Origin of the sequence: Alkalihalobacillus trypoxylicola (assembly GCF_001590785.1) — a bacterium.
Taxonomy (GTDB): domain Bacteria; phylum Bacillota; class Bacilli; order Bacillales; family Bacillaceae_D; genus Alkalihalobacillus; species Alkalihalobacillus trypoxylicola.
The window spans coordinates 87,902-113,468 of sequence record NZ_LTAO01000039.1 but is presented as its reverse complement, the minus strand read 5'-3'; the positions used below and the strand labels follow the sequence as shown (position 1 = coordinate 113,468).

Genomic DNA, 25,567 nt, shown 5'->3' with positions numbered 1-25,567 from the left:
CATCTCCTATTATGTGAATTCGTTTAACACAAAAAAACGACTACCCCATTATGGATCATGAAGCTTTTCAATAGAGTCTTTGAACGTACTAGCTTCGAATTTGATTTTATTGATTAAAGAAGGTAATGAGCTTTGAAGCTCAAGCAAGGCCTGCTTCACTGTACCATTCTCATATTCATCTAAAGAACAAGGAAGCTCTTCTTCATCCAAAATGGTATATTCTCCGTTAGGCATGACCGCGATATCCATAATTAAATCTTGGAAAGTGACACTTTGATGATCGATAGAAGTGTTTTTTACTATATTAATATAAAAGCCTAAAAGCTGGTGATTATAATCTTTGAAAAGATATATATTGTAGGGCTTTGATTTCCAATAAAATGCAATCGTATAGCTACCTTTGGGAATTTTTAAGAGAAAATCCTCTTTCTTCATTTCAAAAGGTATAGTAATAGCATGGAATAAAATTGCACTCTGATGATAAGCGACAAACAATGGTCGGCAGGCTAAAGTGACTGTTTTTCCATTATATTTAATACTTCTTTCTAACATGACCTCATTCTTCATTTAGTTGGATGCCTCTTTAGCGGATATTTCCTTTACAACGTCCTCTAATGTAACGTTTTTTAAAACCTTCTCCATCGCAAATTGTGCTGCAGTAAAAATTTGTTCAACTGTTCCTTGAATGTTTCTACCTACGGAGCAATTAGGGTTTGGGTTTTCATGAATACTAAATAGTTCTTTCTCTTGTACAACATTTACAGCTTTATAAACATCAAACAAACTAATATCAGCCAAATTTCTTTTTAACTTCGCTCCTGCAATTCCAGGGTGTACTTCTATTAAATCCGCTTTTTTCAGCATCCCAATCAGTTTCCTAATAACGGCAGGGTTGGTGTTCACACTTGCAGCTAAAAATGCTGAGGATGTGACTTCATCTTTATTAAGTTCTAGAAGTGAAAGAATATGAATTCCGACAGAGAATCGGCTACTAATGGACATTTTCTAACCGCCTTTCAAATATGACTGAATAACAACCGTGTAATTATTATGGTTACAAGTATATTATAACAAACAACCACTGGAAATATAACCTGAAATTAAGATGCAAGGAGGGAAGTAAATAAGTGATACATTAACAAAGCTGAACGTAGTTTATTCCGCTTTCTCTAAACAACTACTCAGAAAAATAGCTGAAAAAAAGCACGAATAGTAGAAAGGGCTTTAAAGATAGAACGATTTAATGTTATGATAATAATTATCATTATCACAATTTTTGAAAAGAAATATATTAAAGCATTTTATTAAGAATAGCCGGTTTAGAAGAAAAGGAGTAAATACATGACTATTACAATAGAGGATTTGTCACCTTATGGAATAGAGCCACTTCAACCAGAGACGATTGGAACGAATATGGCCTCCTTATTAGAGCCTGAAGAATGCGATGTTTTTTTAAATGATTATATGGAAAAAATTAAAGCTCCCAATCAAAGAGTAGCCGCTTCTATGTTCATTAAGTATTACTCGCGAGTAATGATGGGACCATTACTCATGTGCACGGGATCTTCTAATAGAGCTTTGATTGCACCGCTCTCTAATTGTGTATTTAATGATTCTAAGAAGGTTTGTTTATCAGAGGGCTGCATTTGGATTGAGCGTTCACAGGAGCAAAGAGAAATTTGGCGTAACCAAGTTCTTCAGCAGTTTCTTTCAGAGCATTTGACCCCACTCATTCAAGCTGTTTCTAAGAAAAGAGTTCCCGCAAAGATATTATGGGAAAACGCAGCTATTCGAATTAATTCTATTTATGAAAAGCTAATAGATGCTGCTAAGACCGAGCAGGAAAAAGAAAAATATCTAGAGGATTTTTCCTATTTAAAGAATGCTAGTGGTACATTGTTTGGACTTTCTGATAATCCTTTATCTCCATATCTAAAGGGAGAAAGTGAAGTGATAAACGGCTCTCAATGTGTAAGAAAAACCTGCTGCCTCTATTATCAAATAGAAGGCGAAAAAGAGATGGATTATTGTTTAATTTGTCCGCTAAAGAAATAGTTTTACATAATCGATACTCATATTAACAACGTTTAATTGCTTAAAAACAATCCATATTTGAAAGGAAAGAATTGTCCTTCTCCTAGAAGCTTGAGGGATAGTTCTTTTTTGTATTCAAAATGATTCCTTTTTAAAAGATATGTGCTCCTTTAATCAACATAAGGTATAAAAAGAGCATAATAGACAATTATTAAACGGTTTTATAAATGATACTATTCTAACCAAGCATCAAAAGCACACAAAAAAATGTATGCGTTTACAAAATGTATTTGAAAGGCTTATAAGTATTTTTACATTAAAGTATTTAAGGGGGAGAAAAGATGAAGGATAAAAAGTTGGTTGTACAATTATCTTTTTTATTTTTGATGTTTCTTGTTTTAAGTGCTTGTAACAGCTCAGGGGATGTAAGCTCGGAAAATAATACTGGCGAAGGTGATGAGCGATACGAGATAACTGTTATGGTTCCGTTGCACACAGCTGAGGTTCCAAATGACAGAATCGAAAAAGAAATGGAGAAGGCAACAGGTGTTGATTTAACGATTTCTTGGATACCAGCCTCCACTTATGATGAGCGAGTCAATACGGCTTTTGCAACTGACACACTTCCACATGTTTTACCTATAGGGCAAGGAACATTTGTCCAATTTAAAGATGCTATCCAAGATGATCAGTTTTGGGAAATTGGACCTTATTTAGATGAGTTTGAAAACTTGAGTAAACTTAACGAAGATATTTTAGCTAATCAATTAGTTGATGATAAACTTTATTCCATATACATGGGAAGACCTAGGTCAAGGGCAGGAATCATTTATCGTAAAGATTGGGCTGATAATTTAGGCCTATCAGCTCCTACCAATACAGATGAATTATATGAAATGATTAGAGCGTTTACAGAAGAAGACCCTAATGGAACGGGTAGTAATGATACGTTGGGATTAGTGGATCGAACTACATTAACTGGTGGTTCATTTAAGACCGTATCGTCTTGGTTTGGTACTCCAAATAAGTGGGGAGAAAAAGATGGGGAATTGCTACCAGAGTTTATGTTTCCAGAATATAAAGAAACACTAGAGTATTTGAGAAAGATTCATAGTAACGGATATGTTAATCAAGACTTTCCAGTGACTAGTAAAAATGACCAGGTGGGCATGATGGTCAATGGAACGGGTGGGGTTTATGTTGGTACAATGGGTGACGTTCAGAGTATGTACAATGATGCTAAAAATTTAAATCCTGATGTAGAATTCGATGTTCATAATTATATAGAGGGGCCAAATGGAGAATACGGCGTCTTCTCAAATCCTGGATTTGGTAGTCTTGTATTATTTCCAAAATCAGCTATTGAAACAGAAGACGAATTAAAAAAGGTTTTATCATTTTTTGATTATTTAATGACACCTGAAGGAGCAAATTTAATTATTTGGGGAGAAGAAGGAGAGCACTATGAAGTGATTGATGGTAAAGCTTCTGTAACAGAAGAGTATGAGAATCTGCATGACATAGAAGTTAAACCATATTCATCCTTTGAAATAGGTGAGGCTGCAACGAATGACCGCTATGAAGGATTTTATAGCTACGAGCCTAGAGCTAAGGCTGAAGAGCTTTACATCGACAATGATCAGTATTTGATTGAGGATCCGACGTTTACGCTAACTTCTGACACGTATTTAAGGGATGGTGGAAGATTAGACGGGATTATAGAAGATGCCACATATAATTTTATAATTGGTCAAATTGATGAATCTGGCTTTGATGCAGAAGTAGAAAGATGGAAAAATGAGGGCGGCGACAAGGTAATTGCTGAATATAATGAAGCCTATCAACAATAACTAAATAGATAGCTCAATCATTTAAATTTTAGACATGCAGCTTTTTAGATTAAATCCTAAAGTTGCATGTCTTTTATTTGGTAAGTGTTATTTGGAATAGTTAGCATGAAGCTTTACTCAAATGAAAAGGTCGTTCAGGTGACTTAATGTTTAAATGAGGAAACGCTTAACGACGCATCCTTCTTTAAGTTAAAAGGCAATGTTCTAGTATTTCTTTTTATTTAACATGAGTAAGTGATGAAAGCTTATTAAATCGACAAAAGTGAATGATTATGTTCAATTCTTATTCTAAAATGGTTCATAATTCGTATTTGCTCTTCGGTTATCTTGTCTTTATCCCCATACATATGCATGAGACTATATTCAAATATTTCCTTTAACTTTATAAAGAGAGGAAGTTTTTCTAGCATCTCTGCAGATAGTTCATGTTCCTCCCGATACCCTTCTATAATCGCTTTAGTAATGGAATGTTGATAGTCTACAATATTCCCATTTCCTACAAATGAATACTCGATCGCGCTATAAATAGGAACGGCTAAATCAAATAGATAATAATTCTTCTCACAATCTTGAAAATCGATCATCGTTATTTTCGAGTTATGGTCCATTAATATATTCTCTAAGCATAGATCTCCGTGTAAAAGGCCATAGGTTGAATCGTTTTGTGGGAGGCTTTTTATAGTAGACAAAATCTCATGAGCGACATCTCTAATCGTGCTTTCTTCTTTAGGGATATATTTAAGAAAAGCATATTCCTCATTCTTATACCAATCATTGATAGATGTCACAGTTTTCATGCTTTCATATTTTATAGATAAACGATGTAGTATCCCAATTTGACGACCTACCTCTTTCAATACAGTTGCATTCCATTGGCTTCTTGGTAAATGTTCACCTGGAGCTTTTTTAAAAAGAACGGTCAGTAAGTCCTCGCCCAGAGTAATCTTTTCAACTAACTTGCCTCTACTAGAAGGTATGATGGGGGTTACACCTAGCCCTTCATTATACAGAAAGTTCGTATAAGTGACCTCGTCTAGTTGCTCATCGTACGTTTTATAGTTAGTCATTCTAGCGAAGTAAATTCCTTGTTTTGTCTCGCATCGATACATTTCATTTGTAACAGCATCAACTTTGATAAATTTTATTGGATATATTTTATTAAGCTTCTCTAGAACGCCTTGCTTCATAATTGTGATTCTCCTTTTAAAAAAAAGATAGGTAAATGAATCAATTTCATCATTCATATTTTTTAATGAAATCGGAACGATTAGGTTTTTGATTTTCACTATAGGTAGATGCTTTCCCAAGGGCTTGTCTTCAGCTAACTCCGACTACGCAGAGCTTCGTCAGAGTGGATCTTCAGACTTCGCTGATACCTGCCGTTTCAATCATGAAGTTAATTTACAAGTTTAAAACATATTTTATAAGAAACGTTCGGTTTTATTCGTTTATAGAGCAATGATGAAATTCACTCAAATGTATTATAATAATAACATAAAATTCCATATTTATTTTGGGCCATATTTTACTTTGTTATTGCGTATGGAAAAAAAGACTGGAAGAAATGTCAAGGACATAGGAAAAAAACTTATGTTTTTCATCGTTATTTTTCGCTATGCTGAGAATTAGAGTGAATTTATCTTTTTTAAAAAAAAGCGCTGAGCGTGAGGCAGTCTAGAAATCGGAGAGGTTTTTTAATATGACAGAGAAACATTTAGCAGGTTATTTGTTTGCTTATTTTAAAGGTGAGCCTTATCCAAACGGGGAACAAATTTATTTTGCTTTAAGTAAAGGAAACAATCCTCTAGAGTGGGAAGAATTAAATGGCGGAAAGCCTATACTCACTTCACATTTGGGTGAGAAAGGCGTAAGGGATCCTTTTATTATTCGTTCTGTTGATGGTGAGCGATTTTATCTGATCGCTACAGACCTTAAGATTCATGGAAATGGAGATTGGGAAAGAGCAGTGAAACAAGGTAGCCGTAGTATCATGATCTGGGAGTCTAGTGATTTGGTCAATTGGTCTCAGCAGCGAATGGTTGAAATTGCTCCACCAGATGCGGGATGTACCTGGGCACCGGAGGTTTTTTACGATAAAAATATAGATGAATATATTATATTTTGGGCTTCTATGTTAACGAAAGAAGAAACAGACTATCATCAAATTTTATCTGTTAGAACAAGAGATTTTGTTCATTTTTCAAATCCTGAAGTTTTAATAGATTACGATTATTCGATTATAGACACAACGGTGATTGAGCATAATGAGGAAATTTTCCGTTTTAGTAAAGGGAAAAATGTCATTCAGGAGAAAGGCTCTGCGTTCTTTGATAGCAGTTTTACTCTTCTTAATGAAAATATAGAACAAGAGTTTATGGAGCGTGGAGAAGGGCCAATCGTTTTTAAATCGAATATAGAAGAAAAGTGGTATTTATTTATAGACGAATACGGATTAAGAGGATATCTTCCATTAGAAACAACTGACCTAAACTCAGGGAAATGGAAAATGCTATCACCTTTATCCTTTCCGTTCAAGCCTCGGCATGGAAGTGTTTTGCCCATTACAGAGCAAGAATATAAGCAGCTAAAAATTCAATTCAGTAATTAGGAGTGGAAAGTATGACAAAAAATGTAGAACAGCCAATTATTCAAGGCGAGTGGGCCGATCCCTTTATTTTAAAGGATGGAGAGGATTATTACTTATATCCAACAAAGGATAGTGATGGCTGGATTTATGAAAAGTTTCATGTATTTCATAGTAAAGACTTAATCAATTGGGAAGGGCCTTACTTAGCATTAGATTTAAAGGATGTCAGCTGGGCTAGCACAAGAGCTTGGGCACCAGGAGTGAATAAATTTAATGGAAAATATTATATGTATTTTACAGCGGAGGCTCAAATTGGAGTTGCGGTAGCTGATTCTCCTTTAGGTCCATTTAAAGACATCCTAGGTGAACCATTAATAAAGGAACAGCAATATGATTGTCAAAGTATTGATGCCGATCTTTTTATTGATAGCGATCATCAGCCCTATTTATTATGGGGTCAAGGAAAGTGCTGGATCGTCGCACTTGAAGAGGACATGATTACATTTAAAGGTGAGCCGGTTTTATTATCGAAACAGCTTTATGAGCAAAGAGAAAGTGATCCAAGCCAATTTAATATTGGTATATATAACGAAGGGCCTCATTTGCAAAAAATTGATGGAAAATACTTATTAACCTGGAGTAATTATGATACTCGTGATCCTCGCTACCAAATTTGTTATGCCATAAGCGACTCGATTTTTGGCCCTTATACTATGCCTGAAGATAATAGAGTAACAAGGCCTTCAGAGAAATATTTTGGCACGGGGCATGCATCAATGACTGAGTATAACGGAGATTGGTATTTAGTTTACCACCGTTTAATCGACCCAGATACATCAAAGCTACGTGAAACTTGTATAAGTAAGATTGAATGTATTAATGGAAAGCCTGAAGTAAATGTCGACCAACAAATAAACTAAGAGAACATAGGTAGGTGAGTGGCTTGACTGAAAAATCAATAAAGGTATTTTCAAAGGATAAAAAGGAACCATTGGGTGATTTATACGGTCTTTTCTTTGAGGATTTGAATCATGCCGCTGACGGCGGGCTTTATGCTGAATTAGTACAAAATCGTTCCTTCGAATTTGACCCCATTGACAGAAGCGATTATCATGCATTAACTGCCTGGGAGAAGGTTGAAAGAGGAGAAGCTGAGGTTACTATAAGTGTGGAAGATAGCTTCCCTCTGCATGAAAATAACCCAAACTATCTCACCTTAAAGACGAAAAAAGTTGGAGATGGTGCAGGAATACTAAATACAGGATTTAATTCAGGTATTCCACTAAAAAAAGATGAATTCTATCACTTTTCTTTTTTTGCTAGAGTTGACCAGGCAGAAAAGAAAACGCTGACTATTTCTTTAGAAAGTAAAGAGGGGGTTCTTCATGCTTCAGAAGAATTGTCTTTACATTCTTCAGAGTGGAAAAAGTATTCTCTTACCCTTCAATGCAAGAGCGATGACCAAAGTGCACGACTTATTTTAACGACTAATCAAACAGGAACAATTTATATGGACATGGTATCTTTATTCCCTGCGAAGACCTTCATGGATAGAGAAAATGGGTTAAGAAGTGATATTGCCCAAATACTAGCCGACCTAAAGCCAAAATTCATGCGTTTTCCTGGTGGATGCCTTGTACACGATGGAAGCCTTGATGAACGTGCTCGAGATTCCATGTATCGTTGGAAAAATACGATCGGTGATACTGAAAAAAGACCTTCTCGCCGAAATAACTGGAAATATAACCAAACACTTGGGTTAGGCTATTATGAGTATTTTTTATTCTGTGAAGATATTGGTGCAAAACCTATACCCGTTCTACCTGCGGGGTATGATCCTCATCACCATCGAATCGTTCCATTAGAGAATTTGCAGCCTTGGATTGATGATGCCCTTGATTTAATTGAATTTGCCAATGGGAATGTTTCTACGACATGGGGAAAAATAAGAAGTGAGTTAGGACACCCTGAGCCATTTGGTCTTGAATATTTAGGGATTGGTAATGAAGAAGTAGGTGAACCATTTTTTGAACGCTATGAATACTTCCACAGAGCCATAAAAGAAAAGCACCCAGATATAAAGCTTATTAATTCAAGCGGTCCTTTTGCGGCAGGTGGAGAATATGACAGAGGCTGGGATTCGGCAAAGAAAAATCAATCCGATCTAGTTGATGAACATTATTATCAATCCCCGGAGTGGTTTTTGGCTCATTATCACCGCTATGACGACTTTAAAAGGGATGAACCAAAGGTCTTTTTAGGAGAATATGCATCGTGGGGAAATACTTATTATAATGCAATAGCTGAAGCAGCTTTTATGACGGGGTTAGAAAAAAATGCTCATGCAGTAGGCTTAGCCTGTTATGCGCCAATGCTATGTAATGTTGACTATATTAATTGGGAACCTAATCTTATTTATTTTAATAACCATCAAGTGTTCGGCACAGCCAACTATTATGTGCAAAAGCTATTCATGCATCATCAGGGCGATTATACGTTAAAAACAGAGTCGACTGGATTAAGTGCCAGCGAGCCTCCTTCCATTCCTACAATAGGAGGGCAAATAAAGTTAATCGGTGAGCAAAGTAAAGCGGAATATTATAAAATCACTTTAACTAATTTAGAAACAGGCGAAGTCAAGGAATGCCCCAATGCTTTAGTTGAGAATGGAATAGAGCTTTTGCTAGGTGAACTCCATTCTAAACATTACCGTTTATCTTTTAAAGCAAGGAAATTAGAGGGAACCAGAGGATTTAAGGTGATGTTTGGAGAAAAGGATAATCAGAAATTGTTTTGGGAGATAGGCGGCTGGCAAAATCAAGATTCGGTCATTTCCTCCATGGTTAATGGAAGAGGTTCTGTTTTAACACAATCATTATTTACCGTGAAAAACGACCAAGAATACTCACTCGACCTAGAAATAAAAGGTAGGAAAATAACGACCTATATTGATGATGAAGTGATTAATGAAACAGTAGATAAACTTCCAAACATAAAGCCTTTATATTATTCTGCGAGCATCGATTCATTGACTAACGAAGTGATAATTAAGGTGGTTAATGTGAAAGATGAAGCCGTTTTAACGACCATCGATTTACAAGATTATGCAAAGGATAAGCTGAAGGGGACCGTATATGAGCTTTCCGGCTATGAGTTAACGGATGTTAATAGCTTTGAAGCGCCAGATAAAATTTCACCTAAACAAAAGGATTTTGAAGCATCTAATTCTTTCTATGAATATGAATTTCCAAAACAATCGATCACCGTGTTTAGATTTCAATAAAAACATAACTACTTTAGAAAAAGATCTAGGTCTAGGGGGCAGGGACAATACACATAAATGAATGATTCTACCCATTTTATGTGCCCGGCTGTCCGCTTCCCCAAGACACTTCGCGTCCGGTGAGATGCTGCCGAACTAACCTTTTTTAAAAATAGATACTGGCATGGCCAATTCCTTCCACTGGAGTCCCATGCCTTGTGTTCGTTCTTAATCTTGCATCCATTACACATCATTTTAAGTTCTTCTAAATCCATTAATAATCCACCACACATTTGTAAATCTTCCACACCCTCCAATTGTTTATTTATGCAAATATTCAAGGTTTTTCATATCGTTGGTTTCCCATTTCCCTCCGGAATATTGGAATCGGTTGTCTCCCTTTTTCTGCTAGGGAACAACCATGAGTTTTCCAGCATCACTTCCTGATTGTCTTTTATCGTTCATAGTTAATTATTTTTATTTCTATCCGATATATTGTTAGAAAAAAACATCTAATGAACTTGAGGAGAAGAGAAATATGAAAATGTTAAAGAATTTGGGACTTTCATTTAAAATAAATGTCTTAGTATTATCGCTGTTAATTGTTTTTGGAAGTGTATTGGGTGTAGTAGTTTATCATTTGGTTACGGATGGTATTAAAGAAATGGCTTTAGAGAAGGCTCAATCAGATCTTTTGTTATCTTTCTATGCAATCGATAAAGAAATTCCGGGAGATTGGCAAGTTACCGATGGAATGCTTTATAAAGGAGAAACGGTTCTGAACAATAACTTTGAATTAGTTGATCAGATTGCAGAAATGACCGGAGGAACAGTAACTATTTTCCAAGATGATACTAGAATTGCGACAAATGTCAAAGTGGATGGGGAAAGGGCTGTTTCAACTCGTGCATCAAATGAAGTTGTACAAGCTGTACTTAAAGATGGTGACACCTATTATGGTGAGGCAAATGTGGCAGGAGTGATGACTCAAACTGCTTACCAACCAATTAAAAACAAAGATGAAGTAATTGTAGGAATGTGGTATACAGGAGTTTCACAAAAATTAGTAGAACAAACAACTTCGTCAATACTAATCAGTTTGCTCATTATTGTTATATCAGGTATTGTACTCGCTACACTTTTTGTTATTGGCTTTACAGCTCGATTAAAAAGGCGATTAAATAAAGTGGGCAATGCATTAGAAAATGCAGGTCAAGGTATTTTTACTGTTTCACTTCAAGATTCTGTTAACGATGAAATTGGTCAATTATCTAAGCATTATGAGCAAATGAGGCTTAACCTCAGTACGCTCGTAAAGGATGTTGTGATGAAATCAGAACAAATAGCTTCTTCTTCTAACCAATTATCAGTAGGCGCAGAACAAACAAACCAAGCTGCAGAAGAAATTACACAGGTAATTCAAGAAGTGGCGGCCGGCTCGGAGATTCAGATGAGACAGACTCATGAGGCTACAAGTTCTGCTGAGAATATAAAGCATAGAGTACAATCTATACAAGAACTTGTAAATAACGTAGATCAAAATTCTAAAGCAACGAATGAAAAAGCAGAGAATGGACTAGAGATCGTAAAAGATAGTTTATCACAAATGAAACTAATTAAAGCTAGAACAGGTGAAGTTTCAATGGTTATTGAACAATTGGGTAATCAATCAACAGAGATTAGTAGGATGATTTTATTGGTTACTGAAGTTGCAGAGCAAACTAGTTTGTTAGCTTTAAATGCATCAATAGAGGCGGCGCGAGCTGGAGAACAAGGCAAAGGATTTGCTGTTGTTGCCTCTGAAGTACGAAAACTAGCTGAAAAATCTCAAGAGTCGGCAATCCATATTAAAGAACTTACAGAACGTATTAACAGTCAAATTGATTTATCTATTCAAACATTTGATGACGTAGATTTAGCAGTAGATGGGGGCATGGGGTTAGTGGACCGTGCAGGAATAGAGTTCTCTCAAATTACTGGTGCTGTAAATGAAGTTTCTACTCAAATAGATGAGGTATCACAATCATTTGTATATGTGAAAGAAAATATAGTCGATATGGTAACTAAGATAGAAATTGCATCAAATTTAGCTACCGATGCAGCTAGTCATTCACAACAAGTTGCAGCAGCAGCGCAAGAGCAGGGTGCTTCTATGGAGGAAGTTGCGAGTGCAACAACTTATTTATCAAATATCGCAGAAGAATTACAAAACTCTGTGAGTAAATTTAAACTATAAAAAACAACTAAAAGGTATAGGTCTTCCCTTTTTCGATTGGGGAAACACTAGAAAGACTGAGGAAATGAATCCACATACCTTGCCCGTTTGTCAAAGACGCTGGTTAAGTATATTTTTGCGGTTTTCTTAATTTTCTTCTCGGACTGTGACCTTTCTTATTCAATTTACAGTTAGGAGATTTTGATCCCGAAAGCGATGTCTAGTGAAGATTTTTTTCAAATGATAACATAGAAGTCGTGAGGGAATAAAAAAGAGGGTGATGTTATCATTGTATTTGACCCGTTATATGGTGAATATAAAGTGGAAGAAGTGCTACGAGAATTAATTGAAAGTAAAGCGATTAAAAGGCTGATGTCTATCCACCAAGGGGGAGCAAGCTATTTAGTTAATGAAAAATGGAATGTCACTCGTTATGACCATTCCATTGGAGTGATGTTATTAATAAGAAGGCTAGGAGGCTCATTAGAAGAGCAAATAGCCGGCCTATTGCATGATGTATCTCATACTGCCTTTTCTCATGTGATTGATTATGTTTTGGATTATACAAAAGAAGATTATCATGAGGAAATCTTTCAGTCAGTTATTGAAAATTCTGAGATACCTCATATTTTAGCTAGGCATGGCTATAATGATAAAGACATTCTTTATGATGATTCGAAATGGACTTTACTAGAACAACCTGCACCCGAGTTATGTGCCGATCGAATTGACTATACCCTTCGCGATATGTTTGCATACGGATTTATTACCTTAAAAGAGATCAATCAATTTTTAAATGACTTGGCTGTTATTAATGGAAAAATCTATTTACAAAGCATTAAAACAGCTGAATGGTTTGTAGAAACCTACTATAAAGAAGTAATAGGGTTCTTTATGGATCCTTTAAATATTTACGGATACGACCAGCTAGCAAAAATATTAAGGTGTGCCCTAGAGAAACAAATTCTTAATTATCATGATTTTCTATTAGATGATGAACAGGTCTTGAATAAAATAAAAGCCTCTAAGGACCCTGAATTAGTAATGCTACTAAACCAATTGAATACAAATATTAAGGTGAAAGAGGACCGAGATGATTACGATATTGAGCGAAAAACAAAACTTCGCTTAATTGATCCTTCTATTTTGAACAATAATCAATTGGTACCATCCTCAAATCTATCTCAATATATTAGGACTTTAAATCAGGAAGCTTTCCAAAAGGCCACACAAGGAATGCGCGTGAAGATATTATTTTAAAATGACAGTCAAAAGGAGATTACGATGAAGGTTAGACAGCTAGAAAGGATTGACGCAAGTTCCTATAGAAGCCTAAGGCTAGAGGGCTTAAAGCTCTATTCAGAAGCATTTGCTTCTAGCTATGAAGAGGAGCAAGACCTTGCCTTAGAAGAATACGAAGAAAAATTATCCCAGCCCAACATGATAACCCTTGGTGCGTTTGACGCGGGCCAGCTTTGCGGGGTCGTGACTCTTCAAAAGGTGAAGTTAATTAAAATGAAGCATCGGATACATATTTTAGCGATGTATGTTTCGGAAGAGAAACGTCAAAAAGGGGTGGCGAAGTGTTTAATAAAAGAAGCGATACAGACCTCAAAGCAATTAGACGGAATCGAACAACTTCATTTAACAGTCGTGTCTGTTAATGAGCCAGCAAAAAAACTGTATCAATCATTTGGGTTTGAAACATATGGATTTGATAAAAAAGCCTTAAAAATAAATCAAGAATATTATGATGAAGAGCTGATGGTGCTTAATATAGAGAGCTCATAAGGCTAGATTGCTTTGAACCTGAAGAGTTTACTCTTCAGATATTATAACTCCAAGTTCAGTTTTTAGTTTTTTAATACCTAGCTCTGTGATGGAGATTTCCCGATTGGATTTCTTTTCTATCCACAGAGCTTTTATCATGTACTTCATTACTTCATTTCCTAAAGAACCTGCTAGGTGATACTTTCTTTCGCTCCAATCTAAACATTTCTTAGCGAAATACCTGTTTAAGGTACGCAGATGCTCAACATCGATTCCCCAACCGTTAAAAAATAGAACTCCAGCTTCAGTGACTTTGTATTCTTTTTCATTAGGATGGTCTTCTAAATATCTATTATTAATGAAGGCTTCGGTTATACTCACTCCTAAAAGGCCAGCAAGGTGATCATAACAACTACGTGCTTTCTTTAGCTTGTGTACAGTGTTATAGCTGTTGAAGGAATGAACTTTAGGTTCCGGAGCTATGATGCTTAAGCTCTCGATAATCTCAGCCACCCTAGAGTTTGCTAATCGGTAGTATTTGTGTCTTCCATGGCGTTCAACCGTTAACAGGTTTCCTTCTATTAACTTACTTAGATGACTACTTGCTGTTTGTACTGAAATACCTGCTTTATGTGCCAATTCACTTGCAGGAAGCCCATCCACACTCATTAGTGATTGAAGGATTACCGCTCGAGAAGGATCGGCTATCAGCTTAGCTGCTGAAGAGATATCAGGATAATGACTCATCTTCATTCACTTCTCCTATCGTTTTTTCATACTTCGATTATGGTCGAAGTTTTCTTGTGCTAGACTAACGATACCATATTTTTTTAATATATTTAAGGAGTTGTACGGAATGAGTCAAAATGAATTAATACTATTGAATTTTAAAGAAATTAGAAGAAGAAGCATTAAGGTTTGGCATTCGATTCCGCAAGGGGATTTAGATTGGAGGCCAGATTCAGAGGCCATGTCTTGTGCAGAGATGATTAGACATGTAGTGGAGAGTGAATTTCTATATCATAAAATTTTATTAGCAGGTGGATCGAAGGATATAGAGAATATACATAATCCCTTTGATACTAAGAAATTTATTTCGGTTGAGGATGAATTAAACTTTATCTCTCCATGGAGAAAGGATTTTTTATCTTATATCGAAAATTTATCTGAGGATGAGTTGAAGTATACAAAAATTCACCGTGAAGAAGCTGGCTATGTTCGTATATTAGAGGATATGTTATTAAGAATTGGGTATCACGAATCTGTTCATACAGGACAAATATTAGATTATATGAGATTAATGAAAATTCCTAGGCCAAATATTTGGGATTAAAGAACAAAATAAACATATACATGTAACAGACCGTTTTTAAACCACGATTATGTAAAACATTCTTTACATAATTGTGGTTTTATGTTTAGATAGTTATGTAAAACATTCTTTACATATTAAGGGGAAGAAAATGAATAATATGATACGAGAGCAGAGGAAGCTTAAAGGTTTTTCTCAAGAGGCTTTAGCAAAGAAGTGTAAAGTAACACGACAAACCATTAACGCTATTGAAAATCATAAGTATGACCCTAGTTTGCAACTAGCCTTTACCCTTTCATATGTGCTAGATGTTCCAATGAACCAATTATTTATTTTTGACTATGAAGGAGAGAGGTAAATGAATATAGCTAAAAAAATAAGTATCATTTGTTCTTTAATCGTTATTTTTGCCGTTGGCGGCTATGGACTTTATGAATGGCTAGCGAAAAATCTAATTAATGCTTCCACCATCTTTTTTCTATTTTTAGGAATAGCATTTCTTTTCCAATCATTAACCTGGGGAGATTTAGAAGGGAAAGAGGAAGGAAAGAAGGATGAATTAGAAAAGCATATTACCTTCTTGAGCTCAAAAATTAGCTACTTTTTACTACTATCATTAATGGTAATCGTACTGGCAGTATCTGAAAGGGTTGTAGCACTTAATGATATTCAAAATATCCCTCTTGTTGTAGTCATCGGTTTAGCGCTTATTACAATGCCTATTACAGAATTTTTTGTATCTAAAAAATATAGATAAATCTGGAGTGGAATGGAGTGTTAAAAAACAAAAATTTCATCATATTATGGTTAGGTAGAATATTTACCAATTTAGGAGATAGTATTTTTTATATTTTATCCATGTGGCTAAGGAAGAGTGAAAATTTGTACATGCTAAGGGGAAATTGTGAGAGTTAAAAGATAACATACTTCATTTATTAGTTGAGTGAATTTCATATTGCTCTATATTTGTGAATTCACACGTTGATTGTAACGTAAGGTAGTGACTCCCAAAGGATAAGCACCGTTTGAAGATCGATCCAATCTGACGAAGCTCAGCGTATTCAGAGTTAGCTGAAGACAAGCCCTTGGGAAAGCATCTACCTAAAGTGAAAATCAAAAACCAAATCGTTCGGTTTTCATTAAAAGATGGGAATGGTGAAATGGTGAAGTGGGGTTAAGTGAATAAAACGACCATTCATTATAAATATGTCTTGAATGCTTGTGAATTTACTTTTTGATTGTAACGGTAGGTAGTGACTCCCGAAGGATCAGCGCAGTCTGAAGATCCGCTCTGACGAAGCTCGCGTAGTCAGAGTTAGCTGAAGACAACCCTAGGGAAAGCATCTACCTAAAGTGAAAATCAAACCCTAATCGCTTCGTTTTCATTAAAAGAAGTACTGAATGTTTGTGAATTCACAGATGATTGTAACGGTAGGTAGTGACTCCCAAAGGAAAAGCGCAGTTTGAAGATCCACTCTGACGAAGCTCAGCGTAGTCAGAGTTAGCTGAGAACAAGCCCTTGGGAAAGCATCTACCTAAAGTGAAAATCAAACCTAATCGTTCCGTTTTCATTATAAGATAAGCATGATGAAATGGATTCAGTTGCTATATTCAATAGTTATAGGGAGGATTTCATATGCTTAAACTATTTTTTAAAAACAGTAATAAAGTAAATAAATCTAGTGTTAATATAGCTTTTCAAAGTACATTCATTTTCTGGGCAATCACTTTATTGATAAATGGACTTTTTGAGATTATACAAAAAAAACCTTTAATCAATAGTTCACTAACTATTTTACTGGTTGGATTAGCCATTTTCTTTATATCAGAACAAATCGTTAATTATAGAATTAAAAAAACGTAAGAAATAAAAGTATTATTATTTATTAAGATTTGTTGTCTATTACATATATTAATTGTTGAAAGAACAACAAGTGAAATGGCTACTAACATTGCTGTAAGTACTATAGTTCATTCAATTAATGCTTCTTCTTCACTTAATAATAAATAAGGAGATTTTCTAAATGAAAGTAAGGAAATTATTAAATAAAGATTATGAAGAAATGAAGAAACAATTTATCGATGTTTTCTCGAATGAGCCTTGGTTTGATAAATGGGAAAATGATCAAAAGGTAGATAGGTATATGAAAGACATATCTACGAATAAAAACTCTTTATCTTTAGCGTTGTACGGTGAAGATGACGAACTAATCGGCTGTTCACTAGGGCTTACTTTTAACTGGTGGGAAGGTAAAGAATATTTTATTAAGGAATTCTTTATTTCAAGAAAGCATCAAAAACAAGGTATCGGTTCTATTTTTCTTTCTTTAATGGAAGATGTGCTAAAAGAAGAAGAGATCCAACATATTTTATTAACAACCGAAAAGACTGTTCCAGCTTATTTATTTTATCAAAAAAATGGATTTAGGACTTTAACAGATTCTGTGTTATTAGTGAAAAATCTACCTAATTAAATTGACTTACATTTTTTCTATAACCCAGCCGGCATCATCTAGAAAGTCATCTCTTGTAAGCTTCTTATTTATTAAGTCTCATAACGAAAGCTTCTCGAAGAATGACTAATATTCAAATTCCCATATACAAAAGCGAATATACGTTCTATAATTAGGTAAAAAAAGGTAGAGGTGTTTTCTTTTGAGACCTAATTTGAATCGGAATATAGAGTTAGAACCGTTTAAACAATACTATTGGCTAAAAAAGGAGTTGCAAGAATTTTGTAGAAGTATTGGTGCAAGTGCTTCGGGCTCAAAGGAGGAATTAACCAATCGAATAGAATGGTATCTAACCACAGGAGAAATTCAAAAGCCACAGAAAAGAATGGTTAGCAAAAAGACTACGACTGAGCAATTAAGTCTTGAAACCGTCATAGGTGATAATCACCGATGTAGCCAAACAGTAAGAGCGTTTTTTAAAGTGCATATTCCTAATTTTCATTTTTCAACGTTTATCCAGAAATTCTTTAAAAATCATCCACAAAAAACCTATCAAGATGTAATAGTTGCTTGGCATGAAGAAGAAGCTCGAAAAAAAGAACCGAATTATAAAACAGAAATCGGTTCACAGTTTGAATATAATCAGTTTATTCGAGATTTTTTTGACGATCCTTACAATCAATCTCTTAAAAGAGAGGATGCTATAAAAGCATGGAAGGAAGTAAAAGTTCGACCAGGTAGTAATAAATATATTAGTAGGAAAGAGATATGAATCTTTAATATGAGATGAAAAGTGGAGGATCCCTTATGATAAAAGAAGCAACGATGTCAGAAGCGAAGGAAGCGGCTCGTCTTGCTCAATCACTTTGGCCAGGTCAATCTTTAGGTGACTTTATAAAAGAAATGGAGGAGCTCATCTCTCAGTCTGACGCCATCATTTTGTTAGCTTATCAAGGGGTAGAAGTGATTGGATTTGCACAATGCCAGTTACGATTTGATTATGTGGAAGGAACAGATACAACCCCTGTAGGATATTTAGAAGGTTTATTCGTAAAAGAGGCATTTCGGAAACAGAAAGTGGCAAAGAATTTAGTACATGCTTGTGAGGAGTGGGCGAAGCAGAAAGGCTGTGTGGAGTTTGCGAGTGATTGCGAATTACACAATAAGCAGAGCCTGGCGATGCATCTTAAATTAGGATTTGAAGAAGTAAATCGAGTCATCTGTTTTAAGAAAAGGCTATAGGTGACTTTTCGCAGTAAAGAGGATAAGGAGTTGATCAATGTGCAGATTGAAGCTATTTTTATTGATAGAGATGGTACGATCGGTGGAAATGAACAGGTTACTTATCCAAGAGATTTCAAATTGTTCCCTTATGTATTAAACTCTATTGCTACATTAAAAAAGTCGGGTGTACTCCTCTTCGCTTTTACGAATCAGCCTGGAATTTCAAAAGGGGAAGTTCGTTTAAAAAGCTTTGAAGAGGAGCTAACGGGCTTTGGCTTTGACAACATCTATCTATGTCCTCACCAGCATTTTGAAAATTGCCTATGCAGAAAACCATCCATGTTAAAAATGGCGGCAAAAGAGTATCAGCTTGATTTAAAGAATTGTGTAGTCATTGGAGATAGGTGGACTGATTTAATCGCTGCAGATGAGGTTGGCTGTTTTAAAATTTTAGTGAAAACAGGTAATGGTGAGGAAGCTTATAAGAAATATCATCAGAAGCAATTTTTTGGCCGTTGGAATCAAGTGCATCCAGATTTAGTAGCAAACGATTTCAATGAGGCAGTCAATTGGTTACTATCTCAGAAATAATCTATTTGGAAGTGGTATAAATGAAAGATTCGTTAAAATCTGATTGTCTTCAATGTATAGGATTATGCTGTGTAGCATTACCTTATTCAAAGTCAACAGATTTTCCGTTAGATAAAAAGGAAGGACAGCAGTGTACTCATTTACAGGAGAATAATCGTTGTGGTATTCATAATCAATTAAGAAAAAAGGGGTTTCGAGGCTGTGTCTCGTATGAGTGTTTTGGAGCAGGACAGCACGTTACCCAAAACCTTTATAAAGGGTTAGATTGGAGAAGAGACACCGATATAAAGGATGAGATGTTTACTGTTTTTACAAAGGTGCAGCAAATGCATGAAATGCTTATGTACCTAGAACAAGCTCTGACTCTTAATGAAAATTATGAAATACATGATAAGCTTCAAAAGGTATTGAAGGAAACGGCTACATTAGTCAATCATGATCCTAAAGATATTATGGAGTTGAATGTTAGTAAGCATCGTGAAAAAATTAATCCGTTATTAATGGAAACCAGTCTTTTATATCGAGAGAATCACAAAACAAAAAGTATAAAAATATCTTCATTTTTTGGTAAAAGCTTTAACAAAAAGAATTTTGAAGGCTATGACTTTAGAGGGAAACTACTCATAGCGGCTAATTTTAGTGGTGCACAAATGAGCTATGCTGACTTTATTGGAGCCGATTTAAGAGATACTAACTTGAGTGGAGCTAATTTATCGGGTGCTCTTTTCTTAACACAATCACAAATAAATTCAGCACAAGGAAATCAGCATACTATCCTACCAGAGTATTTAGACAGACCGCAGCACTGGTGCTCTTAATTTTTATTGTACCGTTAAGCTATTCATGATGCAGGCATTTTGGTTCATAATAAATAACGAAAAGTAGGATTAGCAATATGTAGAAAATAAAAAACGGAGGAATTCGTGATGACTAAGCATAGAATTTATACGACGAGCTTTGCAAGTGTCTATCCACATTATGTAGCAAAGGCAGAGAAAAAGGGAAGAACGAAAGCTGAATTCGACCATATTATTACGTGGTTAACAGGGTACAATCAGGAAGGACTTGAGGAACAAATAGAAAAAGGTACCGATTTTGAACATTTTTTCAGTGAAGCACCGCAATTAAATCCTGCAAGAGAGCTGATAAAAGGAGTGGTTTGCGGAGTTCGAGTAGAGGATATTAAAGAAACAATTATGCAGGAAATTCGTTATTTAGATAAGCTAATTGATGAATTGGCAAGAGGGAAAAAAATGGAGAAAATTCTGCGTACATAAAGGATAAATGAGATTTAGCTCAGAGATGGCCTTTTTTGGGATTAAGCTAAGCCTTTAATCATATAACTGGGAGGCTAAATCGCTTCTACTAACCTAACTCCTATCACATTTTTTAGGCGAACATCATACAATGATGAATGAGTAAAAAGTGAGAGGTGATAGGATGTATTACCATACCGTAATGGCGGGTGAAACGTTGGGTTCAATTTCTCTCGATTATAGAGTACCCTTAAGTTCTATTATACAGGCGAACCAATTGGCTAATCCTAACTTTATAATGGTAGGTCAACGTATTTATATTCCGGGGATTCCTGATCCAAGCCAAATTCCATATGAGATTTATATTAAGCTATCTGATCGAGTTTTAACCTTATATAGAGACCAAGCTATTGTTAAAACCTATCCTATTGCAGTTGGAAGAATGTTAACAGAAACTCCACTAGGTGAGTTTGTGATTATTAATAAAGCACCAAATCCAGGTGGTCCCTTCGGTGCAATGTGGATGTCTATTTCAAGGAATCATTACGGAATTCATGGAACCAATAATCCCTCCTCTATCGGAACATATGCTTCAAAGGGCTGTGTCAGAATGTTTAATGAAGATGTAGTGGAGCTAGCATCAATAGTGCCTATTGGAACAAGAGTAGTCATTGAACCATAATGAATGACTAAGAGTGATTGTGTTAATAGCTAGAAGCTTACGGAAAAATAGTAAGCCTTCAGCCTGTAGATAAAGTCTCGCAGTAGTGAGAAGGTCGGCAGGCTTATTTGTTTTGAGTGAGATTAATAAAAAAGACAGTGCTGCGAACCCATCTGATGAATGTGAGCACAGACAGAAAAAAGGATAGCTCTATTGGACGGAAAAGCGCGTTGAATAAGCAAAACGGTGAAAAGGAAGGGCTCTATTCACCCAAAAAGGGAGCCGCACCTGAAAAACGGTCAAAAGGAAGCTGTCATTTAGCACAAAATGACAGCCTCAGCATTGAAACCGTCAAAAGAGGTAGCTCTATTCATCATTAATACATCGTAAAAGACTAAATTATGAAGCTTACTGAATAACAGTAAGTCTTTTTTAGATTAAATTTAAAAGTATCTATCTCTCTATAAATTGCTCTATAAAAAGAGCCTTACAACGTTAAATCATTAAGAATTGGGGAATCATAGGGTTATTAAAAATCAAATACTGTCTTTGGGAAGCTTTTTAAATGATGGACGCTAGAATTTCAAGGTGCTCTCGTTTTGGGGTAAATGAGTATATCTTAATCTTAGGATAGGAGTAATTTGTTACAAAAATATTAACATGTTGGTTTTGGCTTCCTTCTGATTAGTAATATTCTTTTATGAAGCTTACAATAAGAGAACAGGAGGTGGAGACGCATGTTAAAGGAATGGATGAAACCTTATAAAAGCTATTTAATATTTATGGTCATTTTCTCCTTTGTATTAGGATTGTCGATTGTGGCTCAAGCCTATTTGATTGTTACCATTATTGATGCTGTCTTTTTACAACAAGTCCATTATTCAAATTTGTTACATATATTTGCCCTTTTAGTATTAGCTTTGCTAACAAGGACGTTATTCCGTGCTTATATAAAGAAAATTGGGATTGCGATGGCAGGAAAAATAAAGACGGATGTACGTCTAAAGCTGCTACGATTCTTTACAAGTCGCTCTGCTTTTGCCTCCAAACAAGGTCAATCAGGGCAAAAAACGAGCCATTTCATGGATGGAGTCGATGAGCTGGACGGTTATTATAGTCAATACATCCCACAGGCGATTCAGTCGGTTATTGTGCCTTTGATGATATTTGTAGTCATCCTATTCGAGCATTGGGCAACAGCAGCCATTATAGTAGTAACGGCTCCTTTTATTCCTATTTTTATGGTGATTATTGGAATAAAGACAGGGGAAAAGTCTAAAGAACAGCTTTCTCAAATGGCGGCTTTTTCGGGTACCTTTTTAGATACTTTGCAAGGCTTACCAACTTTAAAATTATTTGGGAAATCCAAAGAACAGAAGCAAAAAATTGAAAAAAGTAGTCTTTCTTTTAGAGATGCTACCATGGAAGTCTTGAAGGTCGCTTTTACCAATTCGTTAGCTCTTGAGTTCATCTCAATGCTGAGTGTTGGACTAATTGCTTTAGAGATTGCTTTAAGAATGATTATTGTCCAGGATACAAACTTTTTTACCGGATTTCTAATGTTAATTTTAGCTCCTGAATTTTTCACGAAATTAAAAGAGCTTGGCTCAGCCTTTCATACTGGCAAGCAAAGTAGTGGAGCCGCTCAAAATATCGAAGAGCTATTAGCTGAAGAAAATGAACCAACTAAATGGGGGGAAGTGGAGTTAAACGATAATGTTCCTCCGGCATTAACCCTTTCTAAAATTCAGTTTGGCTATGGAGAAGGTCAGTTTCAGTCGGTTGAGATATCCCTTACTATTAACCGGTATGAGAGAGTAGCTATTATTGGACCTACCGGGGCAGGAAAGAGCACTTTGTTGAACGTGATAGCGGGAATTTTTCCGATACAAGCTGGCGAATATGAGATGGATAGTATAAAGCAAAAAAACGTTAAAGAAGCATCATGGTATTCGAAGCTTAGTTATATTGCACAAGATGCTTATTTATTCTCAGGGACTCTTTTAGAAAATATTGCCTTAGGTCATGTGGAGAAAGCCTCAGAAACAGAAATGTGGACGGCTATAAAAGAAGCGGGGTTGTTAGAGTGGGTACAGTCTTTACCCCAGGGCTTACAAACACCTATTGGAGAAGGAGGTCGTGGGCTATCAGGTGGAGAGAAGCAAAGGGTCATTATGGCAAGAGCATTTTTGAAGCAACCACAGCTTGTTTTATTTGATGAGCCTACAACAGGTCTAGATGTAAAAACAGAGAAGCTTCTTCAAAATTCAATGCTAAAGCTAGCGAAATCAGCGACTATCATTACGGTTGCTCATCGACTTCATACAATCCGCTCAGCTCATAAAATTATTTTACTTAATCGTGGTGGAATACAAGCTATAGGTACGCATAATGAATTATTAGCTAGTGAACCTCTATATCGTAAAATGGTGACTATCCAGGAAGGAGGTGGCGGAAATGAAGGCTCTTAGAACGGTTATGAAAATCATGCTAATAGAAAAAAGAGATATCTTTTTATCGATATTATTCGGATTTATTGCTGGTATTACAGCCATTGGATTATTTTCAGCTAGCGGTTATCTCATATCACAGGCCGCACTTGTACCACCACTTTATACACTTATGGTCATTGTGGCTATCGTGAAACTTCTAGGTATTACTTCGGCTATTAGTCGCTATGGTGAAAGGTATTATTCACACCGTGGTACATTTACGATGCTCAGTAACTTGCGGATTTATATTTATGAAAAAATCGAACCTTTAGCGACGACGATTTTACAAAAATACAGAAGTGGAGATTTATTGTCTCGCATTGTTGGAGATGTAGAATCTTTGCAAAATTATTTTTTGAGAGTATTTTATCCACCTGTTGTAATTGCAAGTGTAACAATTGCAACCATTTTATTTACGACAATATTTTCAGTTGGAACAGCTCTGATTATCGTAGTTGGTATGATTTTTTTAACGGTTGTAGTACCATCTATATTTACCATTATACAAAGAAAGGTCGATCAGCAGGTTAGGCAAAAACGGGGTCAGCTTTCCTCTCATTTTACAGAATTTTTATATGGCTATCGTGACCTTAAAATTCATCAGCAAGCGGCTAATCGAGAAAAACAGCTTGAGAAATCGGTGAAGAAATATGAGAAGGCAAAGGAAAAGTCGAACCTTAGCCTAGTCTGGAATGAATCAATAGTCAGCTTTCTCTCACTACTTGTTTCCGTGGTGGTATTAGGCTTTGCGGCTCATCAAATGAGTACTGGACAAATCGAAGGGGTATTGATTGCTCTGTTATTTATGATTTCATTAACTTTATTTGAACAAACAGGTCCACTTTCTTTATTTCCAAATTATCTTCATGAAAGTGAGCAAGCCTTTAATCGATTGCAAAATATTTGGAGAGAGCAGAAACAGCAGCAGAAGAAATTAAAGACAGATCTAGAGGTAAAGGACGCTCCTAGTCTTTCATTTCATGATGTTACTTTTCAATACGAACAAGCATTACGTCCGTCTCTTAATGAAGTGAGCTTTGCTCTGCCAAAAGGTTCTAAAACAGCTATAGTAGGAGCTAGTGGCTCTGGTAAAACGACGATTTTACATTTGATATTAAAATTATATGAAATCGGAATTGGAGAAATTAAATGGGATGGATATCGATTAGAAAGCTTAAAAGAGGAAGATATTTGGCAAGCTAGTAACATCTCTCTACAATCCAACCATTTCTTTTATGGGACAATCCGAGATAATTTACTAGTACAGAATGAATCAATAGATGAAAAACAGCTTTATGAAGCATTAAAGCACGCTCAGCTAGCTCATCTAAGTTTAGATCATATTGTTCAGGAAAAAGGAAGTAATCTCTCTGGCGGTGAAAAGCAGCGGTTAGCATTAGCTCGTCTATTCCTAAGAAAATCGAAACTATGGCTACTGGATGAGCCAACCTCATCATTAGATGCAGTAACTGAGCAGCAAGTGCTCCAACATGTCTTTAAAGAGGCAGAGAGCGCAACTCTCATTTTAGTAAGCCATCGTTTGAACGGCTTAGAGAAGATGGATCAGATTATAGTGATGGATCATGGGAAAGTGGTAGAAGTTGGTACTTATGATGAGCTCATGAATCGAGATAGCTACTTTAAAGAGATGAAAAAGATAGAAAGAGAAGTAGTGTTAGGATAGGAATTTAGAAAAAAAGAGCTTGTGTTAGACTTTCGCAATGCGAGAGTTACAAGCTCTTTTTGTCGTTCTTATATTATTCGTGTTTATCCTTCAAAGCAACGAAAAATGCGGCTCCAATAGCTGCAATGAGGACTAGAAAAGGGGCAATAAAAATAAGGAAATTATTGAACATCTAT

27 protein-coding genes are annotated in these 25,567 nt (G+C 35.7%); 22 read left to right on the top strand and 5 right to left on the bottom strand.

Annotated elements, in window-relative coordinates; genetic code table 11:
- Positions 1–48: 48 nt before the first annotated feature.
- Both AZF04_RS19675 and AZF04_RS19670 read right to left on the bottom strand, forming a co-directional pair.
- Positions 49–567, bottom strand: coding sequence for a ribonuclease FAU-1 family protein (locus AZF04_RS19675; RefSeq protein WP_061950257.1), 519 nt, complete (start codon positions 565–567; stop codon positions 49–51).
- A complete protein-coding gene (locus AZF04_RS19670) occupies positions 568–1,002 on the bottom strand; it encodes an Rrf2 family transcriptional regulator (protein WP_061950256.1) in 435 nt (144 codons plus the stop codon).
- 339 nt (positions 1,003–1,341) lie between these two features.
- Here AZF04_RS19670 and AZF04_RS19665 point away from each other — a divergent pair, with 339 nt between their 5' ends.
- A complete protein-coding gene (locus AZF04_RS19665) occupies positions 1,342–2,055 on the top strand; it encodes an IucA/IucC family C-terminal-domain containing protein (protein ID WP_061950255.1) in 714 nt (237 codons plus the stop codon).
- Positions 2,056–2,375: 320 nt separating this feature from the next.
- Positions 2,376–3,884 carry an extracellular solute-binding protein gene (locus AZF04_RS19660; protein WP_061950254.1) on the top strand — a complete coding sequence of 503 codons (1,509 nt, stop codon included), beginning with the start codon at positions 2,376–2,378 and terminating at the stop codon, positions 3,882–3,884.
- A 248-nt stretch (positions 3,885–4,132) separates the two neighbouring features.
- Here the strand turns inward: AZF04_RS19660 and AZF04_RS19655 are convergent, their stop codons facing one another.
- Positions 4,133–5,071: a phosphotransferase enzyme family protein gene (locus AZF04_RS19655; protein WP_061950253.1), complete on the bottom strand. Its 939-nt coding sequence runs from the start codon at positions 5,069–5,071 to the stop codon at positions 4,133–4,135.
- A gap of 512 nt (positions 5,072–5,583) precedes the next feature.
- Here AZF04_RS19655 and AZF04_RS19650 point away from each other — a divergent pair.
- The 6 genes from AZF04_RS19650 (at position 5,584) to AZF04_RS19620 (ending at position 13,739) form a co-directional block, all read left to right on the top strand.
- Entirely contained in the window at positions 5,584–6,492 is a 909-nt protein-coding gene (locus AZF04_RS19650; RefSeq protein ID WP_061950252.1) for a glycoside hydrolase family 43 protein, read from the top strand.
- Positions 6,493–6,503: 11 nt separating this feature from the next.
- Positions 6,504–7,391: a family 43 glycosylhydrolase gene (locus tag AZF04_RS19645; RefSeq protein WP_061950251.1), complete on the top strand. Its 888-nt coding sequence runs from the start codon at positions 6,504–6,506 to the stop codon at positions 7,389–7,391.
- 23 nt (positions 7,392–7,414) lie between these two features.
- On the top strand, positions 7,415–9,754 hold the full coding sequence (locus AZF04_RS19640) for an alpha-L-arabinofuranosidase C-terminal domain-containing protein (protein ID WP_061950250.1): 2,340 nt from the start codon (positions 7,415–7,417) through the stop codon (positions 9,752–9,754).
- Between the two features lie 517 nt (positions 9,755–10,271).
- Positions 10,272–11,969 (top strand): methyl-accepting chemotaxis protein, encoded by a 1,698-nt coding sequence (locus tag AZF04_RS19630; protein ID WP_061950248.1) that lies wholly within the window; start codon positions 10,272–10,274, stop codon positions 11,967–11,969.
- A gap of 264 nt (positions 11,970–12,233) precedes the next feature.
- Entirely contained in the window at positions 12,234–13,208 is a 975-nt protein-coding gene (locus tag AZF04_RS19625; protein WP_061950247.1) for an HD domain-containing protein, read from the top strand.
- Between the two features lie 24 nt (positions 13,209–13,232).
- A complete protein-coding gene (locus AZF04_RS19620; protein WP_061950246.1) occupies positions 13,233–13,739 on the top strand; it encodes a GNAT family N-acetyltransferase in 507 nt (168 codons plus the stop codon).
- Between the two features lie 27 nt (positions 13,740–13,766).
- On the opposite strand, the gene AZF04_RS19615 is transcribed toward AZF04_RS19620, so the two are convergent.
- Positions 13,767–14,465, bottom strand: coding sequence for an ArsR/SmtB family transcription factor (locus AZF04_RS19615; protein WP_061950288.1), 699 nt, complete (start codon positions 14,463–14,465; stop codon positions 13,767–13,769).
- Positions 14,466–14,574: 109 nt separating this feature from the next.
- Here AZF04_RS19615 and AZF04_RS19610 point away from each other — a divergent pair, with 109 nt between their 5' ends.
- The 14 genes from AZF04_RS19610 to cydC all read left to right on the top strand — a co-directional run bounded on the left by AZF04_RS19610 (position 14,575) and on the right by cydC (position 25,391).
- Positions 14,575–15,051, top strand: coding sequence for a DinB family protein (locus AZF04_RS19610; RefSeq protein WP_061950245.1), 477 nt, complete (start codon positions 14,575–14,577; stop codon positions 15,049–15,051).
- 130 nt (positions 15,052–15,181) lie between these two features.
- Positions 15,182–15,388, top strand: a complete 207-nt coding sequence (locus AZF04_RS19605) for a helix-turn-helix transcriptional regulator (protein WP_061950244.1) — start codon at positions 15,182–15,184, stop codon at positions 15,386–15,388.
- The gene (locus tag AZF04_RS19600) at positions 15,389–15,787 is read left to right on the top strand and encodes a hypothetical protein (RefSeq protein ID WP_061950243.1); all 399 of its coding nucleotides are present in this window, start codon (positions 15,389–15,391) and stop codon (positions 15,785–15,787) included.
- A gap of 879 nt (positions 15,788–16,666) precedes the next feature.
- The gene (locus AZF04_RS19595; protein WP_061950242.1) at positions 16,667–16,894 is read left to right on the top strand and encodes a hypothetical protein; all 228 of its coding nucleotides are present in this window, start codon (positions 16,667–16,669) and stop codon (positions 16,892–16,894) included.
- Between the two features lie 160 nt (positions 16,895–17,054).
- Positions 17,055–17,504 carry a GNAT family N-acetyltransferase gene (locus AZF04_RS19590; protein WP_061950241.1) on the top strand — a complete coding sequence of 150 codons (450 nt, stop codon included), beginning with the start codon at positions 17,055–17,057 and terminating at the stop codon, positions 17,502–17,504.
- A gap of 181 nt (positions 17,505–17,685) precedes the next feature.
- Positions 17,686–18,255, top strand: coding sequence for a DUF6434 domain-containing protein (locus tag AZF04_RS19585; protein ID WP_061950240.1), 570 nt, complete (start codon positions 17,686–17,688; stop codon positions 18,253–18,255).
- Positions 18,256–18,290: 35 nt separating this feature from the next.
- Positions 18,291–18,725: an aminoglycoside 6'-N-acetyltransferase gene (aac(6'), locus tag AZF04_RS19580; protein ID WP_061950239.1), complete on the top strand. Its 435-nt coding sequence runs from the start codon at positions 18,291–18,293 to the stop codon at positions 18,723–18,725.
- 30 nt (positions 18,726–18,755) lie between these two features.
- Complete coding sequence (locus AZF04_RS19575) at positions 18,756–19,298, top strand: HAD-IIIA family hydrolase (RefSeq protein WP_061950238.1); 543 nt, start codon at positions 18,756–18,758, stop codon at positions 19,296–19,298.
- A gap of 20 nt (positions 19,299–19,318) precedes the next feature.
- Positions 19,319–20,116 carry a pentapeptide repeat-containing protein gene (locus tag AZF04_RS19570; RefSeq protein ID WP_061950237.1) on the top strand — a complete coding sequence of 266 codons (798 nt, stop codon included), beginning with the start codon at positions 19,319–19,321 and terminating at the stop codon, positions 20,114–20,116.
- A 108-nt stretch (positions 20,117–20,224) separates the two neighbouring features.
- A complete protein-coding gene (locus AZF04_RS19565; RefSeq protein WP_061950236.1) occupies positions 20,225–20,575 on the top strand; it encodes a DUF2200 domain-containing protein in 351 nt (116 codons plus the stop codon).
- A 163-nt stretch (positions 20,576–20,738) separates the two neighbouring features.
- Positions 20,739–21,236 carry a L,D-transpeptidase family protein gene (locus AZF04_RS19560; protein WP_061950235.1) on the top strand — a complete coding sequence of 166 codons (498 nt, stop codon included), beginning with the start codon at positions 20,739–20,741 and terminating at the stop codon, positions 21,234–21,236.
- 209 nt (positions 21,237–21,445) lie between these two features.
- A complete protein-coding gene (locus AZF04_RS21335) occupies positions 21,446–21,595 on the top strand; it encodes a hypothetical protein (RefSeq protein WP_156479548.1) in 150 nt (49 codons plus the stop codon).
- A gap of 357 nt (positions 21,596–21,952) precedes the next feature.
- A complete protein-coding gene (cydD, locus tag AZF04_RS19555; RefSeq protein WP_061950234.1) occupies positions 21,953–23,686 on the top strand; it encodes a thiol reductant ABC exporter subunit CydD in 1,734 nt (577 codons plus the stop codon).
- Positions 23,673–25,391, top strand: a complete 1,719-nt coding sequence (gene cydC, locus AZF04_RS19550) for a thiol reductant ABC exporter subunit CydC (protein ID WP_061950233.1) — start codon at positions 23,673–23,675, stop codon at positions 25,389–25,391. Before cydD ends, cydC begins: the two co-directional genes overlap by 14 nt.
- A 73-nt stretch (positions 25,392–25,464) precedes the next feature.
- Here cydC and cydS read toward each other — a convergent pair whose 3' ends face one another.
- Positions 25,465–25,563, bottom strand: a complete 99-nt coding sequence (gene cydS, locus AZF04_RS22135; protein ID WP_412459232.1) for a cytochrome bd oxidase small subunit CydS — start codon at positions 25,561–25,563, stop codon at positions 25,465–25,467.
- Positions 25,564–25,567: the final 4 nt, after the last annotated feature.

What these genes read in the sequence shown, in the direction of transcription:
- AZF04_RS19600 (WP_061950243.1), top strand. Translation starts at nt 15,389, where the DNA reads ATGAATATAGCTAAAAAAATAAGTATCATTTGTTCTTTAATCGTTATT.
- cydS (WP_412459232.1), bottom strand. Translation starts at nt 25,563, where the DNA reads ATGTTCAATAATTTCCTTATTTTTATTGCCCCTTTTCTAGTCCTCATT.
- AZF04_RS19655 (WP_061950253.1), bottom strand. Translation starts at nt 5,071, where the DNA reads ATGAAGCAAGGCGTTCTAGAGAAGCTTAATAAAATATATCCAATAAAA.
- AZF04_RS19630 (WP_061950248.1), top strand. Translation starts at nt 10,272, where the DNA reads ATGAAAATGTTAAAGAATTTGGGACTTTCATTTAAAATAAATGTCTTA.
- AZF04_RS19565 (WP_061950236.1), top strand. Translation starts at nt 20,225, where the DNA reads ATGACTAAGCATAGAATTTATACGACGAGCTTTGCAAGTGTCTATCCA.
- AZF04_RS19595 (WP_061950242.1), top strand. Translation starts at nt 16,667, where the DNA reads ATGCTTAAACTATTTTTTAAAAACAGTAATAAAGTAAATAAATCTAGT.
- AZF04_RS19590 (WP_061950241.1), top strand. Translation starts at nt 17,055, where the DNA reads ATGAAAGTAAGGAAATTATTAAATAAAGATTATGAAGAAATGAAGAAA.
- cydC (WP_061950233.1), top strand. Translation starts at nt 23,673, where the DNA reads ATGAAGGCTCTTAGAACGGTTATGAAAATCATGCTAATAGAAAAAAGA.
- AZF04_RS19675 (WP_061950257.1), bottom strand. Translation starts at nt 567, where the DNA reads ATGAAGAATGAGGTCATGTTAGAAAGAAGTATTAAATATAATGGAAAA.
- AZF04_RS19620 (WP_061950246.1), top strand. Translation starts at nt 13,233, where the DNA reads ATGAAGGTTAGACAGCTAGAAAGGATTGACGCAAGTTCCTATAGAAGC.
- AZF04_RS19615 (WP_061950288.1), bottom strand. Translation starts at nt 14,465, where the DNA reads ATGAGTCATTATCCTGATATCTCTTCAGCAGCTAAGCTGATAGCCGAT.
- AZF04_RS19610 (WP_061950245.1), top strand. Translation starts at nt 14,575, where the DNA reads ATGAGTCAAAATGAATTAATACTATTGAATTTTAAAGAAATTAGAAGA.
- AZF04_RS19665 (WP_061950255.1), top strand. Translation starts at nt 1,342, where the DNA reads ATGACTATTACAATAGAGGATTTGTCACCTTATGGAATAGAGCCACTT.
- AZF04_RS19570 (WP_061950237.1), top strand. Translation starts at nt 19,319, where the DNA reads ATGAAAGATTCGTTAAAATCTGATTGTCTTCAATGTATAGGATTATGC.
- AZF04_RS19645 (WP_061950251.1), top strand. Translation starts at nt 6,504, where the DNA reads ATGACAAAAAATGTAGAACAGCCAATTATTCAAGGCGAGTGGGCCGAT.
- AZF04_RS19605 (WP_061950244.1), top strand. Translation starts at nt 15,182, where the DNA reads ATGAATAATATGATACGAGAGCAGAGGAAGCTTAAAGGTTTTTCTCAA.
- cydD (WP_061950234.1), top strand. Translation starts at nt 21,953, where the DNA reads ATGTTAAAGGAATGGATGAAACCTTATAAAAGCTATTTAATATTTATG.
- AZF04_RS19670 (WP_061950256.1), bottom strand. Translation starts at nt 1,002, where the DNA reads ATGTCCATTAGTAGCCGATTCTCTGTCGGAATTCATATTCTTTCACTT.
- AZF04_RS19660 (WP_061950254.1), top strand. Translation starts at nt 2,376, where the DNA reads ATGAAGGATAAAAAGTTGGTTGTACAATTATCTTTTTTATTTTTGATG.
- AZF04_RS19560 (WP_061950235.1), top strand. Translation starts at nt 20,739, where the DNA reads ATGTATTACCATACCGTAATGGCGGGTGAAACGTTGGGTTCAATTTCT.
- AZF04_RS19650 (WP_061950252.1), top strand. Translation starts at nt 5,584, where the DNA reads ATGACAGAGAAACATTTAGCAGGTTATTTGTTTGCTTATTTTAAAGGT.